The sequence below is a fragment of the Streptococcus sp. KHUD_012 genome (genome assembly GCF_052588255.1).
The window spans coordinates 1,487,798-1,503,988 of sequence record NZ_CP159355.1 but is presented as its reverse complement, the minus strand read 5'-3'; the positions used below and the strand labels follow the sequence as shown (position 1 = coordinate 1,503,988).

15 protein-coding genes are annotated in these 16,191 nt (G+C 41.0%); 10 read left to right on the top strand and 5 right to left on the bottom strand.

The window, feature by feature from the left end; all coding sequences use genetic code 11:
* Nucleotides 1-29: 29 nt before the first annotated feature.
* The 3 genes from pstB (at nt 30) to ABVF55_RS07265 (ending at nt 4,128) form a co-directional block, all read left to right on the top strand.
* The gene (gene pstB / locus ABVF55_RS07275) at nt 30-788 is read left to right on the top strand and encodes a phosphate ABC transporter ATP-binding protein PstB (protein WP_003003393.1); all 759 of its coding nucleotides are present in this window, start codon (nt 30-32) and stop codon (nt 786-788) included.
* A gap of 12 nt (nt 789-800) precedes the next feature.
* Nucleotides 801-1,454, top strand: a complete 654-nt coding sequence (phoU, locus tag ABVF55_RS07270) for a phosphate signaling complex protein PhoU (protein ID WP_003006603.1) — start codon at nt 801-803, stop codon at nt 1,452-1,454.
* A gap of 130 nt (nt 1,455-1,584) precedes the next feature.
* Nucleotides 1,585-4,128 carry a M1 family metallopeptidase gene (locus ABVF55_RS07265; protein WP_445285135.1) on the top strand — a complete coding sequence of 848 codons (2,544 nt, stop codon included), beginning with the start codon at nt 1,585-1,587 and terminating at the stop codon, nt 4,126-4,128.
* Nucleotides 4,129-4,660: 532 nt separating this feature from the next.
* Here ABVF55_RS07265 and ABVF55_RS07260 read toward each other — a convergent pair.
* Both ABVF55_RS07260 and ABVF55_RS07255 read right to left on the bottom strand, forming a co-directional pair.
* The gene (locus ABVF55_RS07260) at nt 4,661-5,938 is read right to left on the bottom strand and encodes a sensor histidine kinase (RefSeq protein ID WP_445285134.1); all 1,278 of its coding nucleotides are present in this window, start codon (nt 5,936-5,938) and stop codon (nt 4,661-4,663) included.
* Nucleotides 5,938-6,648 (bottom strand): LytR/AlgR family response regulator transcription factor, encoded by a 711-nt coding sequence (locus ABVF55_RS07255; protein ID WP_070660283.1) that lies wholly within the window; start codon nt 6,646-6,648, stop codon nt 5,938-5,940. The genes ABVF55_RS07260 and ABVF55_RS07255 overlap by 1 nt, the downstream gene beginning before the upstream one ends.
* A gap of 106 nt (nt 6,649-6,754) precedes the next feature.
* Here ABVF55_RS07255 and ABVF55_RS07250 point away from each other — a divergent pair, with 106 nt between their 5' ends.
* Together ABVF55_RS07250 and ABVF55_RS07245 are read left to right on the top strand one after the other, a co-directional pair.
* Complete coding sequence (locus tag ABVF55_RS07250; RefSeq protein WP_445285650.1) at nt 6,755-7,711, top strand: ABC transporter ATP-binding protein; 957 nt, start codon at nt 6,755-6,757, stop codon at nt 7,709-7,711.
* A 1-nt stretch (nt 7,712) separates the two neighbouring features.
* Nucleotides 7,713-8,435, top strand: a complete 723-nt coding sequence (locus ABVF55_RS07245) for an ABC transporter permease (RefSeq protein ID WP_320909302.1) — start codon at nt 7,713-7,715, stop codon at nt 8,433-8,435.
* 152 nt (nt 8,436-8,587) lie between these two features.
* Here ABVF55_RS07245 and ABVF55_RS07240 read toward each other — a convergent pair whose 3' ends face one another.
* Complete coding sequence (locus ABVF55_RS07240; protein WP_445285133.1) at nt 8,588-9,121, bottom strand: biotin transporter BioY; 534 nt, start codon at nt 9,119-9,121, stop codon at nt 8,588-8,590.
* A gap of 205 nt (nt 9,122-9,326) precedes the next feature.
* Between ABVF55_RS07240 and ABVF55_RS07235 the strand changes: the two genes are divergently transcribed.
* From ABVF55_RS07235 to ABVF55_RS07215, 5 genes are all read left to right on the top strand, one after another.
* Nucleotides 9,327-9,866 carry a hypothetical protein gene (locus ABVF55_RS07235; protein ID WP_418620199.1) on the top strand — a complete coding sequence of 180 codons (540 nt, stop codon included), beginning with the start codon at nt 9,327-9,329 and terminating at the stop codon, nt 9,864-9,866.
* Nucleotides 9,867-10,001: 135 nt separating this feature from the next.
* Nucleotides 10,002-10,682, top strand: a complete 681-nt coding sequence (locus tag ABVF55_RS07230; protein WP_021152983.1) for a response regulator transcription factor — start codon at nt 10,002-10,004, stop codon at nt 10,680-10,682.
* On the top strand, nt 10,666-12,027 hold the full coding sequence (locus ABVF55_RS07225; RefSeq protein WP_049490912.1) for a sensor histidine kinase: 1,362 nt from the start codon (nt 10,666-10,668) through the stop codon (nt 12,025-12,027). Before ABVF55_RS07230 ends, ABVF55_RS07225 begins: the two co-directional genes overlap by 17 nt.
* A gap of 29 nt (nt 12,028-12,056) precedes the next feature.
* Nucleotides 12,057-12,437, top strand: a complete 381-nt coding sequence (gloA, locus tag ABVF55_RS07220; protein ID WP_003003384.1) for a lactoylglutathione lyase — start codon at nt 12,057-12,059, stop codon at nt 12,435-12,437.
* Nucleotides 12,438-12,694: 257 nt separating this feature from the next.
* Nucleotides 12,695-14,077: a polysaccharide deacetylase family protein gene (locus ABVF55_RS07215; protein ID WP_445285132.1), complete on the top strand. Its 1,383-nt coding sequence runs from the start codon at nt 12,695-12,697 to the stop codon at nt 14,075-14,077.
* 42 nt (nt 14,078-14,119) lie between these two features.
* Here the strand turns inward: ABVF55_RS07215 and ABVF55_RS07210 are convergent, their stop codons facing one another.
* Together ABVF55_RS07210 and ABVF55_RS07205 are read right to left on the bottom strand one after the other, a co-directional pair.
* Nucleotides 14,120-15,205 (bottom strand): DEAD/DEAH box helicase, encoded by a 1,086-nt coding sequence (locus tag ABVF55_RS07210; RefSeq protein WP_445285131.1) that lies wholly within the window; start codon nt 15,203-15,205, stop codon nt 14,120-14,122.
* On the bottom strand, nt 15,202-16,182 hold the full coding sequence (locus tag ABVF55_RS07205; protein WP_445285130.1) for a Gfo/Idh/MocA family protein: 981 nt from the start codon (nt 16,180-16,182) through the stop codon (nt 15,202-15,204). Before ABVF55_RS07205 ends, ABVF55_RS07210 begins: the two co-directional genes overlap by 4 nt.
* Nucleotides 16,183-16,191: the final 9 nt, after the last annotated feature.

The following is a 16,191-nucleotide window of genomic DNA, read 5'->3' as shown; positions in this document are numbered from 1 at the left end:
AGTAAAATGACAACAAAAAGGAAAATAGAATGACAGAACCAATTTTGCAAGTCAAGGACTTGTCGGTTTATTACAATAAAAAGAAGGCTCTAAATAGCGTCTCCTTGGATTTTGCTCCAAAGGAGATCACAGCCTTGATTGGTCCTTCAGGATCAGGGAAATCTACCCTTTTAAAAGCCATTAACCGCATGGGTGACCTTAACCATGAGGTCACCACCACAGGAACCATCCTCTATAATGGACATAATATCTACGGACCACGGACCGATACGGTCGAATTGCGTAAGGAAATCGGAATGGTCTTCCAACAGCCCAATCCCTTCCCAATGTCTATTTATGATAATGTGACTTATGGATTGATGATTAATGGTGTCAAGGACAAGGCTGTCTTGGATGAAGCAGTTGAAACCTCTTTGAAACGCGCTTCCATCTGGGATGAAGTCAAGGATCGCCTGCATGATTCAGCGATCGGACTTTCCGGTGGTCAGCAGCAGCGGGTCTGTGTGGCGCGGGTTCTTGCGACCAGTCCAAAGATTATTCTTTTGGATGAACCAACTTCAGCGCTGGACCCAATTTCAGCTGGGAAAATTGAAGAAACCTTGTATGGACTAAAAGACCGCTACACCATGCTCTTGGTGACACGTTCCATGCAACAAGCAAGTCGGATTTCCGATAAAACAGCCTTTTTCTTGGATGGAGATTTGATCGAGTACAATGACACCAATGAAATGTTCTTGAACCCAGCTAAGAAAGAAACAGAAGACTATGTCTCTGGTAAATTTGGATAGGAAGAAAATAAAATGTTACGAGTTCAATTTGAAGAAGATTTAGAGAAGTTGCATAACCAGTTTTATGCAATGGGAAATGAAGTGTTGAGTCAGATCAACCGTACGGTTCGTGCTTTCGTGACCCATGACCGTGAATTGGCCCGTCAGGTCATCGAAGATGATGCGGAGATCAACGAATACGAAGTGAAGCTTGAGCGCAAGTCTTTTGAGATTATCGCCCTTCAACAGCCGGTTTCACAAGACCTTCGCGTCGTGATGACCGTCTTAAAAGCAGTCTCTGACTTGGAGCGGATGGGGGACCACGCAGTATCGATTGCCAAGGCAACGATTCGCATGAAAGGGGAAGTCCGTATCCAATCTGTTGAGGAAGAAATCAGCAAGATGGGCCGTGAAGTCAAAGATTTTGTTGAAGCGACACTAGATGTTTACCTCAAAGGCGATGTGGATTTGGCCTATGAAGTTGCTTCACGAGATGAAGTCATTAACCATTACTTCGATAGCATCCAAGAATTAGCAACTGAAGAAATTCGGAAAAATCCAGAGTCCATCGTGACTGGTCGTGATTATTTCCAAGTGATCAACTTCTTGGAACGCATCGGAGATTATGCAAAAAATATCTGTGAATGGGTAGTTTACTTTGAAACAGGTAAAATTATCGAAATGTAAGATCATGGAGTCTTTTCGATCTCAGACAGGCATTGTCATGCTTGTCTTTTCTTTTATCCCAACTTTGTGATAAAATAGTTTTATTAGGGCTTTTGATTGGAAAAGCGTGAAACATTTAAAGGAGGAAATTATGCAAGCAGTTGCACATTTTGTAGAAACATTCGTTCCAGAACATTATGAAGTGTTTTTGGATTTAAGTCGTAAAACCAAGACCTTTAGCGGTCGTGTGGTGATCACGGGTCAAGCCAAGGCGGACAAGATCTCGCTTCACCAAAAGGATTTGACCATTGAAACAGTAGAAGTAGCCGGTCAAGCCCGTCCATTTACGGTTGATGATGCCAATGAAGTAGTTTATGTTGAATTGGAAGGCACAGGTCAAGTGACAGTTACCCTGACCTATTCTGGTAACATCACAGACAATATGACAGGGATTTACCCATCTTACTACAGCATTGATGGCGTGAAGAAGGAAGTCCTCTCAACTCAGTTTGAGAGCCATTTTGCGCGTGAAGCCTTTCCAAGTGTGGACGAGCCTGAAGCCAAAGCAACGTTTGATCTTTCTTTGAAATTTGACCAAGAAGAAGGGGAAATTGCCCTCTCCAATATGCCTGAAATCGATGTGGAAAACCGCAAAGAAACAGGAATTTGGAAATTTGCTACGACTCCACGGATGTCTTCTTACCTCCTTGCCTTTGCTGCAGGAGACCTTCAAGGAATCACAGCTAAAACCAAAAATGGTACTCTCGTAGGTATCTATTCAACCAAGGCCCATCCGTTGAAAAACTTAGAATTTTCTCTTGATGTAGCTGTACGTGTCATCGAATTTTATGAAGACTATTATGGCGTGAAGTATCCAATTCCTCAATCTCTTCACGTAGCGCTTCCTGACTTCTCAGCTGGAGCGATGGAAAACTGGGGCTTGGTGACTTACCGTGAAGTCTACCTCCTCGTAGATGAAAACTCAACTGCAGTTAGCCGTCAACAAGTCGCTCTTGTAGTTGCTCACGAATTGGCTCACCAATGGTTTGGTAACCTAGTAACCATGAAGTGGTGGGATGACCTCTGGTTGAACGAAAGTTTTGCCAACATGATGGAATATGTATCTGTCAATGCCATCGAACCAAGCTGGAATATCTTTGAAGACTTCCAAACAACAGGTGTTCCATTGGCTTTGAAACGCGATGCAACCGATGGGGTTCAATCTGTCCATGTAGAAGTCAAACACCCTGATGAAATCAATACTCTTTTTGACCCAGCCATCGTCTATGCGAAGGGAAGCCGTCTCATGCATATGCTTCGCCGCTGGTTAGGGGATGATGCTTTCCGTAAAGGACTCAAAGCTTACTTTGAAAAACACCAATATGGCAATACCATCGGTCGTGACCTTTGGAATGCCCTAGGTGATGCTTCTGGTCGTGATGTAGCAGCCTTCATGGATTCTTGGTTGGAACAACCTGGTTATCCAGTCCTTACAGCAGTGGTAGAAAATGATACCTTGAAGATCAGCCAAAAACAATTCTTCATCGGAGAACATGAAGACCAAGGCCGTCAATGGGTTGTGCCATTGAACAGCAACTGGTCTGGTATTCCAGATACACTTGAAACAGAAACGCTTGAAATCCCAGGTTATGCTGCCCTTGCTGCTGCAAATAGTGAACCGCTTCGTTTCAATACGGAAAATACAGCCCACTACATTACCGATTACCAAGGAGAGCTCTTGGATGCGATTGTAGACAATATGGCTTCCTTGGATAACTTGAGCAAGCAACAAATCCTTCAAGAACGCCGTCTCTTGGCAGAAAGTGGTGTCATCTCTTATGCAAGTCTCTTGCCAGTCATCGAGAAATTGACCCAAGAAACGACTTATTTGGTTGTATCTGCAGTTTCATCAATCCTTCAAGGGCTCAGCCTCTTTGTGGATGAAGGGACGGAAGTAGAAGCAGCCTATAAGAAGTTGCTCGTAACCTTCAACCAATTCAACTTTGAACGCCTTGGTTTTGAACCAAAAGCTGGAGAAGCAGATGAGGATGAAATGGTTCGTCAATTGGTTATTTCAAATATGATCAAGGGTGATGATGCAAAAGCAAGCGCTAAAGCAAGTGAAATCTATGCAGCCCATGCAGAGGATATCAGCAAGCTTCCAGCCGCTATTCGTTTACAAATCTTGATTAACCAAATCAAACACCATGAAAGCAAAGAATTGACTGATTTGTACTTGAACACTTATGCTCAAGCGACAGATGGTAACTTCAAGCGTCAATTGTCTACAGCTCTGGCTTATACAACCGATGCAGACACAGTTGAAAAGATTTTGACAGAGTGGAAGAACAAGGATGTTGTGAAACCACAAGACTTGGCAATGAGTTGGTATTTCACCTTCTTACACCATGAGTTCACTCAAGAATCTGCCTGGACTTGGGCGCGTGAAAATTGGGAATGGGTCAAAGCAGCTCTTGGTGGAGACATGAGCTTTGACAAGTTTGTCATCTACCCAGCCAATACCTTCAAAACAGCAGAGCGCTTAGCAGAATTCAAAGCCTTCTTTGAACCACAATTGTCTGATATGGCTATCAGCCGAAACATCAGCATGGGAATCAAGGAAATCGCAGCGCGTGTGGATTTGATTCAACGGGAAAAAGCAGCAGTAGAAGCCGCTATCCTTGCGACAAAATAGATTTAAAAAAGATGCTACAGAATTCATTCTGTAGCATCTTAGAATGTAGACAACGTCATCTTTGAAACTTTCCTTAGGTGAGCACGGACGTCAGCGAACTTCTTTGAAGTTCCATGACTTAGTTTTGAGCCTAAGGTCTCAAAACTCCCGAGTGCCTGAAACAATTGTGTTTCAGGCACTTTTCTCACAGCGGAAAGTTTCAGTGTATATTTGATTGAGACTTAAAAAATATATTATTTTAATTTCTGGGGCATCATTTAGGTTGGTTAATGATAGTTTAACTACATCCTAATGGAGTGGGAAAGAAGTCCTCTCTTTTCAATTTTTCCACCCCCGCATAGATACAACAGTCTGGGAGAGTGTTGGAGGTTGCAGATAAAGGAAATACTGTTTACGTCACCTCAAAGCAGTGCTATGAGCAATCAACCAATGTGTTAAACTGTTATTTCTATCTAACATCAAAGGCTGGACAGATTTTGCCCAGCCTCTTTTTCTATAAATAAGCTGAATAAGACCTCGAGGAGAAGGATCATTAGTTTATTGGACTTGGTAAGAGAATTTCCGTTCGATAGTGGCCATTTTCTTTGAATCGTTTGATAGTTCCTTGGTATTCTTGTACTAGGGCATCAACGTTTCGCAAGCCCCAACCATCTCTTTGACGTGTTTTACGAGTCTCTTTTTCCTGTTCATTAAAGGTATTGTTGATCGAAATAAATAGATTTTGTTGAAAATAACGTATATTCAGAGACAATGTTCTCTCTGATTTATCAGTCAATCGAAGACAGGCTGAAATACTATTATCCAAACAATTTCCTAAAATAACAGCTAGCACATCTGGCTGAATAGATAGTTCTTGTGGTATAAAGCAGTCAATTTCCAATTCAATTTCATCTTCCACATCGTGCAGTTTTTGATTCAGTAAATAATTAACCGTTGGATTTTTGGAGTAAAAGGTTTGTTTTCCTGAAATACTATCGGTTAACGATTGAAGGTACTCTCTAGCCTCATCAGGATTTTCTTCTAGAAGTGCCAAGAGGGTTAAATGTTTATTTTTTAAGTCATGCCGAAGACTTTGCAATCGTTGGTATTCTTCTTGAGACTGTTGTGTTTCTCTTAATTGGAATTGAAGTTGTTCTTTATCTAATTTATTTTGATAATCAGCGTGCTGTTGTTGAGAAAGATGTAAGGTAAAATACAGCGAGGAAAACGACAATACAATAAGAGATAAGAGTGAAATGACAGAAAGATAATCTGGTCCAAATACTTGCCCTTGAATAGCAGATACAGTAAAGGCAAAAATAATCGATAAAATCGGCACGATAAATTGATAAAGCCAATTTCTTCTAGATGTTGCCATGGTTAACTTTTGATGTGTTCGAAATAGTTGTCGAAGAACAAGAGTGATCACAGTTGAAAAAAGAAAACTGATGGCAAGGTAACCACTAATCAGTTCTAAATTTTTCGATACTTTTGACAGTGGAAGAAATAGTTGGATAGCTTGATTGAGGACAGCTCCGGCTAATAATGTCAGGCTTGTTTGTAAGAATATCCAAAAAGAAGAATCACGAAAGGAGAAATCAAAATAGAGTCCTACAAGAGCGGATTCTACAATACTCAGAAAGAGATTGCTAACTAAAAAAACGCGACTTTCTAAAAATAGAAAAACAAGAGCCACATGAAAAAGTAAGAAACAACAAAGGGCTAAAAGTGTCTCTTTTGAATGTTTACTTTTGGATATTGGCCTATAAAATAAAACACTTGCCAGAAATAAGTCAAACAAGATACTAATGATCCGCAATCCTATTAGCATTAGAAATTCCTTTCACTGAGATAGTTATAGTATTTTTCTTTAAAAGAAGACTGGAACTTACGACTAATTGGAAGTGAATGTTCCTCGGTTCCATTTAGCAAAATAGTTACTGTTTTCGCATCAAAATCTTTGATATATTTGGGATTTACAATATAAGAAGCATGAATTTGAATAAAATAATCAGGTAGTTTATCTAAAATGTCTTGAGTTTTCAGTAAGGACTTATAGGTATCTGCTAGTGTGTAAATAAAAACGGAACGCTTATCTTTCTCAAAATAGGTAATGTCACTTAAAGGAATAGAGTAACTTTGTTTTCCAAATGAGAAGTTAAAGATGGTTTGTCCTAAATCTAAATAACGTAAAATTCTGTCTACTACCTTATTTAGCCTTTGAGGTTCGATTGGTTTTACTAAGTAATCAAAAGTCTGTACTTCAAATACTTGTTCCATGTAATCACGATAGCTGGTCACAAAAATAATGGGGATAAAAGGATTGAACTGACGAATTTCACGTGCAAGGTCAATTCCAGTAATTTGTGGCATATCAATATCCAAAAAAACACAATGTGTATCTCTTGTTAACTGTTCTAGCATTTTTTGTGGATTTGTATATAATTTTGTTTCTACAGGAACCTTGTCGTAAGAAAGTAAATACTGTTCTAACTGACTAGCATCTCTAGTTGAGTCATCACAAATAACGACGTTTAACATAAGTCCCCCTTATCAAATTGAGTTGGCTAATTATGACACTAAAATGGTCAATCATGACGTAAACCATGGAAAGTCATATGTTTATTATACAATAATCTTATCAAAAATGAAGGAAGCTGGGAAAATCTTCTCAGTCTTGAGTGATGAGATGAAGACATTTGCGACACTGACTATTAAAGATTTGACAAAATCATTTGATAAGCAACATTTTGCTAATAACCATATTTCCTTAGAAATAGAAGCTGCTAAAATTACAGCTTTTTTAGGACACAATGGTGCTGGTAAGTCCACCCTCTTAAATCAAATGATTGGTTTTACCAAACCTGATAAAGGAGATGTATGCTATGGAGATATTTCTTTTGTACAGAATCGTAAACAAGCTCGCTCAATGATGAGCTATATGTCGCAACAGTATGCACCACTTGAAAAATTAACGGTGGAACAAAACTTAGAAATGCTTGGAAGAATGAGAGGATTAAACACCTTAGATTTACAAAAAGAAATGGATCAGCTCTTAACCGACTTGGAAATTAAGGAGTACCGGGCAAAACAAGGGAAGGATCTCTCAGGCGGTTTAAAGCGTCTAACTTCTTTTGCAATGGCTTTGATCGGATCTCCGACTATCATTCTTCTTGATGAACCCACGAACGATGTTGATCCAATACGTCGTGAAAAACAGTGGCAATTATTACAGAAGCTAGCCCATAAAGGTCATACCATTATTATTGTGACACATAACTTGTTGGAAGTTGAAAAATATGCAGACAACTATGCCTTATTTAACCATGGGAAGTTAATCAAATCAGGCCCAGTTCAGCAAATAACCTATCAAAAGCAGTATCAAATCTCTTTTGAGTTTAGGAATGAAGATAGCTTAGCTCTATTCCAAGATTATACCATTATCAATGGTTCGATTTGCCAGATTGAAGTAGAAGAGAAGGAGATAACGATTCTGCTACCAAAAATAACACAGGAATTGGATAGAAAGAATATTTTTAATCTGTCACTTACTCAGAAAAACGTATCCATTTCAGATCTTTATAGAGAGGAGTTGACAAACTGATATGACTCAATTTTTTTACTTACTTCGTTGGAACTATCTTCGTCAAAAAGATCTATTTCTACTCTTTACGCTAGCTCAGGTTCTGTTATCCATTTCACTTCTTTTTGGTTATCCACTAGTGATTGGTGAGATTGATACGACAGCTGCCTACTATCTCTCTTCTGGTTCAGTTCTGATAGGAATCATTTCTATTGGCTGTACGATCTCATCCCCTGTTATAGCAAATGCGAAGTCAGAAGGACATGTAGACTATGTACGAGCCCTTCCAATACCTCGAATTCTGATTTCCTTAGCAGATCTTTGGATGTGGATGATTGCTATTTTGCCTGGAGTATTCATTTCTGTTATACTGGGCTATTTTCGTTTTTCTGTCCGCCTAAATGTATCTGTTCTGGCTGTTTTCATTCTATTTCTGATCTGTCTTACGATGATTAGTCTTGGATTTGCCATTGCTTATACTTTTTCTCCCAATATTGTCACGCTGATGTCTCAGTTGATTCTCATGATTGGTTTGATGTTTTCTCCAATCATGTACCCAGCGAGTCGTCTTCCAGATTGGATAAACCATCTCTACCATGTTCTTCCATTTGTCCCTTCTGTCAACCTCCTACGAGCTTGTGTCTATAGTCATGGTCACGTCTCATTTTTTGACTTCACCATTCTGATCATCTGGACTTTGTTAACACAGTTACTGATCTTGAGAGTTCTTTATAAGGAAAAATAAAGGAAGGAGGATCTATGTTTTTCATCATTAAAACAGTGTTCTCTTTAAAAGGAATTCAATTGAAGAGATTTACCAATGCATCCCTACAACAAAAATCAACATCTGCGTTCAGATGTTGATTTTTTTAATATATCCGCTAAGCCCTTTGTATCTTATTTGAAATACCAGTGGTGTTTGAGGCTGGCAAAAATTGCCTTGCTGGTGATCGTGATGATGACCAGTTTGATGAGGTCACCAAGGATAAAGGGAGCAACGACCAAAGCAAATGCTTTTTGGAGATCGGTATGCGTGACCAGCATAAAGCCGATAGCTCCTGACACGAAGAGGAGAGCACTACTGAGGAGATTGGCCAAAAAGATAGTGACAAGGCTGGATTTAGCACTCGTGAACAGAGACGTGATCCATGCTCGGAATGGGAAGAAGAGGAGGAAACCAGCAGTAGGACCAAGGAAATGCGAAGCACCACCAGCACCTCCGGCAAATACTGGGAAACCTAAGAAGCCTAAAAGCAGGTAAAGACAGACAGTGACAAAGGCATGGCTGGGTTTATAGATGGTCCCGATGATCCCGATCATGAGTGTCTGTAGGGTCAAAGGAATTGGACCAAAGGGAATAGTGAATTGAGATAGGACGGAGATCATGGCCACTCCAATGGAGATGAGAACTAAGGGAAAGATTTTCTTCATAACAGTTAACCTCTGATTTATTTTATGGTAACTATTCTACAATAAGGGGCTCAACCTGTCAATAGCCCACGCTTGTTTTAGGATTTTTTAAGTAAAAATTTAGGCAGGCTTAAGACTCCTAAAGTATAATCGCCTTACTAAAGGATCGAGCTCCCTTTAAATTTTAAAAGACAAGTACTTGTACAAAAAGATAAAAGGTAAAAAGATGAATCAAAAAGAAACAAAACAAGTAGTCGAAACGCAAGAATCCAAAGAAAAAATGGTTGTCCTCAAACGAAGTCCTAAGTGGTGGATTGGCATGGCAGCCGTTGGTGGATTGTTGGTTGGTGCTGGAAGTGGCTTTGGTGTCGGTGTCATCGCCTCACAATCTTCCAATAATCAACAATTTTCTCAACCGGTCCAAACGGCTCAGAACCAAGGATCCAATCAGCAACAAAATAGTCAAAATGGCCATGCTTCACAAGGAAACCAGCAAAATGGTGGCCCACAGGATGGCGGACCTCAAGGCGGTGGTCCACAAGGTGGTGGTCAAGGACAAGGCGGCCCACAAGGTGGCGGACCTGGTCAGATGCCACAAGAAGGCAATGGTGGCCCACAAGGGAATGGTCCAGAAAATGGCATGAACCAATCTGGCGGACAAGAAGGGAACCAGGGTTCCTCTAAAAAGTCCAATAAGAAGAATTCAAAAAATAAAAACAAGACGAGCGATAGTCAAAGTAACAAAGAAAACACGACAAACTCATAGAATTAGCCTTCCTCAGGCAGGCTGAATTTGATCATAAAACCGGGTTCTAAACTATAGGAAATGAAGGGAAGTCGTGTTATAATGGTTAAGAATAGATTAGAAAGACTCACTCACGAAAGAGAAGAGGATACGACGATGATTAAAATTCTATTGGTCGAAGATGACCTTGGTTTATCAAATTCAGTATTTGATTTTTTAGATGATTTTGCGGATGTCATGCAGGTCTTTGACGGAGAAGAAGGTCTTTACGAAGCAGAAAGCGGGATCTATGATTTGATTTTGCTGGACTTGATGCTTCCTGAAAAAGACGGTTTCCATGTCTTGAAAGAATTACGTGAAAAAGGCGTGACAACCCCTGTTTTGATCATGACAGCCAAAGAAAGTCTGGATGACAAGGGGCACGGCTTTGAGCTGGGGGCAGACGATTACCTCACCAAGCCTTTCTACCTAGAAGAGCTTAAGATGCGGATTCAAGCCCTCTTGAAGCGCTCAGGAAAGGTCAATGAAAACACCCTCAATTATGGCAATTTGAAGGTCAACTTATCTACCAATTCGACTTATGTGGATGGGAAAGAAGTGGAACTTCTTGGGAAGGAATTTGATCTTTTGGTCTATTTCCTTCAAAACCAAAATGTCATTCTTCCAAAAACACAGATTTTCGATCGTCTTTGGGGCTTTGACAGTGATACGACCATCTCTGTTGTTGAGGTCTATGTTTCAAAAATCCGTAAGAAATTAAAAGGTACCGATTTCGTTGAGAACTTGCAAACATTGCGCAGTGTGGGGTATATCTTAAAAGATGCTAACCAGAATTAAGAAAACCGTCGGGGAAGATGATTTCTCCTACTTCATCCGATATTTTGGGCTCTTTACTTTGATATTCTCAGCCATGACCCTGATTATCATCCAGGTCATGCGCTCGAGTCTCTATACAACGGTCGATGAAAACCTCAAGACTCTCAGTCAGGATCCCTACTCACTTGTAGCGATTGCTTATCGAGACCAGCGACAGTCAAATACCAAAGGAGATGATAATGATCATGAGATGATGATCCCAGATCATGATAAATCAGAACCTAAAGGAGATGTCACATCCAATACCACTGTTGTTTTGCTCAATAAAAAATATGAAAACTTGACAACCGGTAATGGGTTTTTAAACTTCAAAACGGTGACGTTTGGTCGAAAGCTCCTCAACAAGGTTTCCCAGCTTCAAATTACAAATAGCTATGGGAAAAAAGAAAGTTACCGGGCCTATATGGCAGAGTTGAGTTTATCTGATGATGAAAGTGATAGTGATATCAAGTATGCGGTTGTCATGACCAATATCAGTCAGCTAGAGCAAACCAGTGAAGAGCACGAAAGTCAAATCGCCCTCATCATGATCTGCTTCTGGGGAATCTCCTTATTCGCTAGCCTCTTCTTAGCACGTCTCAGCGTCAAGCCCCTTCTTGAGAGTATGCAAAAGCAAAAGGCTTTCGTGGAAAATGCTTCCCATGAGTTGCGGACGCCTTTAGCAGTTCTGCAAAATCGCCTCGAAACGCTTTTTAGAAAGCCTGAAGCGACCATTATGGAATCGAGTGAGAATATTGCATCCAGCTTGGATGAAGTTCGAAATATGAAGCTTTTGACTACCAACCTTCTCAATATTGCCCGAAGAGATGACGGCTTGAAGCCAGAGATGGAAGATATCGAACCAAGCTTTTTCGATCAGACCTTCTCGAATTTTGAGATCATTGCAGAAGAAAATGGCAAAATCTTTCGAGGAGACAATCAGGTGGACAAAGTCATTTGTTCTGATCGAACGCTCCTCAAGCAATTGATGACCATTCTCTATGACAATGCCTTGAAGTATACCGATGAAGATGGCGAGATCCAGTTTGAAGTCCAATTGAAGGATAAAAATCTTCTTTTGAGAGTGCTGGATAATGGTCCAGGGATTCGAGATGAGGATAAGAAACGGATCTTTGATCGTTTTTACCGGGTCGACAAGGCCAGAACCCGTCAAAAGGGTGGATTTGGTTTGGGGTTATCCCTCGCTAAGCAGATTGTAGAAGCCTTTAAAGGGACCATTCAAGTCAAAGATAATAAACCAAAAGGGACCATCTTTGAAGTGAAATTATCCATTAAGACGGAAAGTCGTAAAAAAAATCGTTCATAATCTTTTAAAAATAGAAAAGAGGAAAACCTATGAGTTCAAAAATGTTGCACACTTGCCTTCGTGTGGAAAACTTAGAAAAGTCAATCGCTTTTTACCAAGATGCTTTTGGTTTTGAAGAAAAACGTCGGAAAGATTTTCCAGACTACAAGTTCACGATTGTTTATTTGGCCTTGCCTGGAGATGACTATGAGTTGGAATTGACTTACAATTATGATCATGGTCCATATGTCATCGGAGATGGCTATGCTCACGTCGCCTTGAGTACTCCTGATCTAGAAGGTTTGAATGCTGAACACAAGGCTAAAGGCTATGAAGTAACGGAACCAAAAGGTCTTCCAGGAACGAAACCGAATTATTATTTCGTTGTAGATCCGGATGGTTATAAAGTAGAAGTCATTCGCGAAAAATAAGAGGGACTAAAAATAGGAGGCTGGGATAAAAGTCCTAGCCTCTCAATTATTTTTGGATTGTCGAGCAAGACGCAGTGGTTGAGTGGGCTCTACTACGCTGACTTCATCAGCTTTTACAGCCCTACTCAACTGTGCGGAGGTGGGACGACGAAATCGAATTCTTACAAATTACCGATTTCTGTCCCACTCTCTCTTTTTTATGAAACCATTTACAAAAAAGGAATGTTTTTTCGAGAGAAATTTGCTATAATAAAGTTATGAGATTCAAACACACGAAAACTATTTTATTAATCATTACAAATCTCCTTTTACTGAGTCTTTTGTATATTGGCTATCAAAAGATTCAAAGGGTTCGTGAACAAAAAGCCTATCAGGATCAGTTTGATAAGGTCACCCAACTCGAGAAAAGCTCTGAAAAAGGGAAAGATGTTCAAGTTCAGGAAGGGATTTTAGGAACTTCTTATGTGACGGCTTATTATCCCACTAAAGATGGACAAGCTGTTGAGATTGTGAAAGAGAAGATCCAAGAAGACCTTCAGCGTCTAGGATCCGATGAGAAAACCAAAGAGCCAAAGCATTTGACCTTCTACCATAGTGAAGAAGCAGAAGCGCCTTTTGTCGGCTATCACCCTATCCAAATCAAGCGGGCGGAGTATCAGTACAAAAAAGGGAAATTCATCAAAGATGAGACGGTGAAGTTGCCCCTCTTTTACTTGGATGATGACAGTAACCCTCTGACCCTCAGCCAAGTTTTTGCGGATCCAGATGGAGCCAAGCAGATCTTTTTGGAGGAATTACGGGGAAATCTAGCCTTTCGTCAGCTGGACGAGGAAAGTATTGATCAAATGGTTGCCCACTTCTCAGAGTTGGATTTGAGCCAATGGGAATTCCAATATGAAAAAGGAAATTTCACCATTCCATTTCCAACCAAGGTTAAGGGAGATGATACCTTCACTGTTCCCTTGTCTAAATTCTATGACGTGATTGATACAGAGCGCTTGCTTCCTGATGATCTAGCTTCTTACGAATCCTATATAGAAGAACGCCACCGTAAGATGATTGCCCTGACCTTTGATGATGGACCAGATCCAACCACGACTCCTCAGGCGCTGGCCATCTTAAAGAAATACAATGCCAAAGCTACCTTCTTTATGGTCGGAAAAAATGTCAGTGCGAATCCGGATATTGCTAAGCAAGTCCGCAAAGAAGGTCATCAAATCGGGAACCATACCTGGGATCACCCTCAATTGCCAAAATTGAGCTTGGATAATGCCAAAAAAGAGATCTTGGATACCCAAGAAGCTATTCAAAAAGCGACAGGTGTGCAGACCAAGATTACCCGTCCTCCGTATGGGGCCATCAATAACGCTATCCAATACGGTGTCGACCAATCCTTCATCATGTGGGATGTAGATAGCCTAGATTGGAAGACACATAATACGACGGCTATTCTCAATGAAGTGAAAAAAGAAGTCAAACCGGGTTCGATTATCCTCATGCATGATATCCATCAAACCACGATTGACGCTCTACCGACCGTCCTTGACTACCTCAAATCACAAGGCTATACCTTTGTAACGGTGGATGAATTGTTGGATTATCAACTTGAAAGTCATCGCATTTATTACAATGGAAATTAACGTAAAAATCCTCTGCAGTTCATTCACTAGCAGAGGATTTTCTTATTCATTTAAAAAGAGTTCGGAATTTTTTAAAACCAGTTCACGTACAGAAGCGTATTTTTTTAAGGATTTGAGTTCTTTTGGGTGGGTGATAAAGGTGATTACATAGCCCTCACGCCCCATTCGTCCTGTTCGACCGGCACGGTGGGTATAGGTCTCCACATCACGAGGAATATCGTAGTTAATCACACACTCAAGATGTTCAATGTCGATTCCACGAGCGACTAAATCGGTGGCCAGCAAGAGGGTCAGCTGATGGTCTTTGAAGCGTTCCAGAATGACCTTGCGGTATTTTACATTGACATCGCTTGCGAGCGATACAGCCTCAACACCACGGTATTGTAGTTTTTCTTCAGCACTACCCAGATCAGACAGGCTATTGAAAAAAGCCAGACCACGAAAATCTTCGACGTAGGCGAGTTTGCGGAGCAATTCGACCTTGTCCCGCTTATCCACTTGCATATAAAAATGTTGGATATTGTCCAAAGAAACTCCATCAACCGAAATGCGAAGAGTATTTTCTTCTAGCTGGTCTGGATCGACCTTGGCTGTGGCGCTCATATAGATATATTGGTGGTCACGGGGAGCATAGTGGCTGATCTTGTCGACGAAGTGGTACTGAGAATCGCTCAGTAATTGGTCGAATTCATCTAAAATGATGGTTTCCACATTCATCATTTTGATCTTTTTCAGCTTGATCAGTTCAAAGATCCGCCCAGGCGTCCCAACCAGGATTTCGGGTCCTTTTTTGAGGCGTTCGATTTGCCGTTTTTGACTAGATCCTGAAAGGAAGAGTTGTGTCTGGAGACCGAGAGGCTCTGCCCATTGTTTGGTGACATCAAAAATTTGTCCTGCTAACTCTGTGTTAGGAGCCAAAATCAAGAGTTGTTGGGCCTTCTTCGGTTTGAGTTTGAGCAAGCTCGGAAAGAGGTAGGCGAGTGTCTTACCAGTACCGGTAGGACTGATCCCGAGGACATTTTCTCCTTCATAGATAGGGGAGAAGATCTGTTCCTGAATTTCAGTGAATGTTTCAAATCCGAGTGTTTCTAACTGGTCTTTCCAGCTTTGTGGAAATTGTTCTTTCATTCTTTTTCATCCTTAAATTGTATTCCAGCGCTTTGACGCATCTGGTAGAGGGTTTCATGGACCTGCTCAGCTGTTTGTAACCACTCAAGATAAGCAGCTGGCTTTTGATGAGCGATAGCAAAGGCAAAGGCTTCCGCCTCTTCTTGCATTTGGTGTGAGCAGGCCTGGACCGGAAGGTCGATGACCTCCCCAGAATGGCTGACGAAGCGAGCCTGGTTGATGGCTGCTACAGCATTGAGAGTTAGTGTTCCAGTCTTGGTGTAGATTTCAGCAGGTAGATGGCTGGTGATATTTTTCCCTGCCTGAATAGCAACCTGAAAATCTGGATAAATCAAGACACCTTGACCATAGAGATCAACCGAATTGGGTAATTGCTGAGCGGTGTAGTGGCCGGAGATCGGTTCTCCAAAGAAGCCGATCGCCAAGTAGAGGCAGTAGACTCCCAGATCCATCAAGGCTCCACCTGCATAGACATCTGAGAAAATATTGGGCATCTCACCTGCAAGAAGGGCCGGCAATTTAGAAGAATATTTGGCAAAGGTGAAGTTGGCACTCAGTATTTCCTGGTTAGAGAGGAAGTCTTTAATTACTTGAAAGGCTGCTTCTTGGTAATTTCTGGCAGCTTCAAAGAGATAGACCTGGTGCTCCTTAGCGAGCTTGACCAGTTCTTTCCATTCAGAAGGGTTGGTCACAGCCGGTTTTTCAATGATGACATGCTTCTTTGCTAAAATAGCAAGCTTGGCCTGAGCGAAATGAAGAGAATTAGGGCTAGCAATGTAGACCACATCCAGTTCACTGTCTAAGAAGTCAATGAAATCCGTGTAGCAAGAGATTGCTCCATAAGGCTCACAAAACTCTTGAGCAGTCTTCATCTTTCTCGAATACACAGCCTGCAAGTGATAGTGGCCCGTCTGATGAGCAGCTGTAATAAATTCATGTGAAATCCAACTCGTACCAATAATTCCCAGCTTTAACATAAGGTGTCC